The sequence below is a fragment of the Streptomyces sp. NPDC005574 genome, from assembly GCF_040605435.1.
Lineage (GTDB): Bacteria > Actinomycetota > Actinomycetes > Streptomycetales > Streptomycetaceae > Streptomyces.
The window spans coordinates 1-3,303 of the sequence record NZ_JBEXCW010000233.1 but is presented as its reverse complement, the minus strand read 5'-3'; the positions used below and the strand labels follow the sequence as shown (position 1 = coordinate 3,303).

Genomic DNA, 3,303 nt, shown 5'->3' with positions numbered 1-3,303 from the left:
CGCTGCATATCCCGCTCCGCGGGATATGCAGCGCTGGCGCGCTGCATAGAAGCGCGAATTGCGCAAGCGCAATTCGGATTCCGGCGCAAGCGCCGGAATGGAATTCCGCAAGCGGAATTCAAAAGCAAGGCAATTCGCGCAAGCGCGAATTGATGGCACCCGCGCAAGCGCGGGTGCCTGGGCTGGCAGTAAGGGGGGCTGCATCACGCGCGGGCCTGTGTGGGGATTGGGATTCCCAGCTACCATCTCTGCAAGGGATGTGACGGGCCGTCGGGCTGACGGAGTGCCGGCCTCGTTGTAGTGACGGGTTCCGCTGCGCTCCACCCTGAACCCCTCCCCCATCGCCTGCCTGTCCGGCATGTTCGCCAATGGCCTGTCAGCATACAGGTTGACCGGCCGTTCGTGGGTGGGATTAAGTCATGTTCCATCTTCGGGTGCGAAGTGGATGTGCGAGTGATGCATCACGAGTCATGGCTGTGTAGAGTCAGGGATCAGGTACTACACCCTCACCACCGCGCACCTTGCGCCTGGACTCCATTTGTTATTACGCGCTGCATTCCGCAAAAAGGAGAGCACGGGGCATGACCGTGAAGTTGCGTGATCACCAGATCGAGGCCGTTGCTGCCATTGTGCGGGGTCTTGATGTTCCGCCGGGTGGTATTCCCTGGAATGGTCTTCGTGGGCAGGTGCACGCGGCGTGTGGGACGGGGAAGACGATTATGGCGGCGGCGTCGGCGAGGCGGCTTGTGCCCAGGGGGCGCGTGCTCGTGTTGGTGCCGACACTGGATCTGCTGGCGCAGACGGTGAGGGTGTGGCACGAGGCTGGGCACAAGGGGCCGGCGGTTGCGGTGTGTTCGCTTCAGGACGATCCGGAACTGTGGTCGTTGAAGGTGCGCTCCACAACGAACCCGATCCAGTTGGCGCTGTGGCACGGCCAGGGGCCCGTCACCATCTACGCGACCTACGCCAGCTTGGGTGTCCTGGCGGAGGCGTTCGAGGGCGCCTACGGTCAGAAGCTTGATCCAGTAGACCTCGCGGTTGTTGATGAGGCGCACAGGACTTCTGGCTCGATGGGTAAGGCGTGGGCGGACGTCCACGATCAGACCGTCGTCCCGGCGTACCGCCGTCTGTATCTGACGGCGACGCCGCGGATCTGGGAGGAGCGGCTCAACCGCGAGGTCGCCGAGGGCGTGCGCGATCCGCTGCCGCGGGAGCTGGCGGCCTCCATGGACGACGAGAAGGTCTTCGGACCCGTCCTGTACAAGCTGTCGCTCGCATCGGCCGTCTCGCGAGGGCTGCTGGCGCGGTATCAGATCATCGTCCTGGAGCTGCAGGACCCCGTCCTGACCCCGGAGCGGCTCTACGGCGAGGAGCGGTACACCGAGGAAGTGCGCGGGCAGCGTCTTGGGGCGCTGCAGGCCGCGCTGCTGCACACGATGGCGCGGCACGATCTGTCGACGTGCATCACCTTTCATCACCGGACGATGGAGGCGCAGGCGTACGCGGAGGGCCTCGAGCGGGTGGCGGCGAAGCTGCACGCGGATCAGCCCGAGAGGTACCCGGCGCAGCTCTGGGCGGACTGGTTGTGCGGGGAGCACGCTGCGCAGCGTCGGCGGGGCGTTCTGGGTTCGTTCGGGTCCACGGCGCGGCGGGCCGTGCTGTCGAACTGCCGTGTCCTGGGCGAGGGCGTCGACATTCGCGCGGTGGACAGCGTGGCCCTGCTGGACCCCAAGGGCGCGCCGCACGACATCGTCCAGGCCATCGGCCGCGCTCTGCGGCAGAAGCCCGGAGAGGGGAAACTCGCCTCGTTGATTGTGCCGGTATTCCTTCAGCCCGGGGAAAAGCCGGAAGACATGTTCACCTCGGGGTCGTATCGGCCCTTGGTGAAAGTTCTTGAAGGCCTGCGCGCTCATGATGAAGAGGCAATCGAGCTTCTCGCGATTCCACAGGAGCCTCAGAAGGGCGTCGCGCAGCCGTCCGTGAGCATTGGCTCTGTGCTCGAGGAAGGTGGGGAAGAGTCCCGGTTGCTGCTGCGTTTCGCGGCCCCCAGGGATCCGGTCATGGTCGCCAACTGGGTGTCCTTCAACGTGATCGACACTGAACGCCAGGACTGGGCGCGCGGCTGGGCGAAGCTCAAGGCGTACGTCGAGCGGGTCGGTAACGCGAGAGTCCCCTACGGGCACAGGGAAGGCGCGACACCGCTTGGGCAATGGGTCGCAGAACAGCGACGCGCCTACACGGCCAAAGAGATGAGCGGGCAACGCGCCCGCCGGCTCGAGCAGCTCGGCATGGTCTGGGCCGTCGCTGATGAACGCTTCCAGGAGAACCTCGAAGCCGCCAAGGCGTACCACGAGCAGCATTGGACCCTCTGCGCGCCCCGCACCGCCACCGCGCTGGGCAAGCCGTTGGGGATGTGGCTCGCGAATTTGCGGCGACCCGGCGCCCTCGACGGTCACCCCGAATGGCGGACCGCGCTCGAGGCCGTAGACCCAGACTGGAACCCCGCCTGGCCGGCGGAATGGCAACGCCACTACGCCGCACTACGCGAGCTGGTCGCCGACGAAGCCGGTCAGGTGGAGGTTCTGCCCGGGTTCACGGTCCACGGGATGGACGTCGGGAAGTGGCTGGCCCGGCAGCAGACGCCGAAGGTGTGGGGGTCTCTTACGGCCGGGCAGCGCGAACGCCTGGAGCAGCTAGGCATCAAGGCGCCGGCCCCGCCCGCAGAGCTGGAGACGCCCGTGAAGCCTGCCACGGCGCCTCTGGGGGCCTTCGAGAGGGGCGTGGCGGCCCTGGCTCAGTACAAGGCCCGCACCGGCACTTTGGGCCCCGTGAGCCGATCTCACGCAGAACGGCTTGAGGACGGGACAGAGGTCCGGCTTGGAGTATTCCTGTCGAACACCAAGTCGAGGCGGGCCAAGCTGAGTGCCGACCAACTCCAGGCACTTGCCGACCTCGGACTCGGCTGGGCCGTAGAGCAGCCCGAGCACGGCTGACAGAACCTCTGTGAGCCAAGCGGGATCGACGGCCTCGGAGCCTCCGGCACACGCTCCTTTTGACTGTTTGTATCCATTACCGGATGAGTCGATAAGCCGTTGGGCTCTGTGTGCGGAGGAATCGGGATGCGGTAACGGCCGGGCCGGCCGATGGCGGAGCTGTGGACGTACGGTTCTTGGCTGCGGGCGGGACGACTCAGTGTTCGCCGTGGTCGGCGGCGGCCGCCGAAGTGGCCTTCGAGCGATGTCCGCCGCTGAGGCCGTTTCCAGTCCGCAAGGGCAAGCGCACGGCGCCGGGATGGTGGTGGTC

At 66.4% G+C, this 3,303-nt stretch carries 1 protein-coding gene; it reads left to right on the top strand.

Annotated features, from left to right (window positions below; all coding sequences use genetic code 11):
* The first annotated feature begins 581 nt into the window (after positions 1–581).
* A complete protein-coding gene (locus ABZT03_RS43480) occupies positions 582–2,993 on the top strand; it encodes a Helicase associated domain protein (RefSeq protein WP_356049749.1) in 2,412 nt (803 codons plus the stop codon).
* The last annotated feature ends 310 nt before the right edge of the window (positions 2,994–3,303 follow it).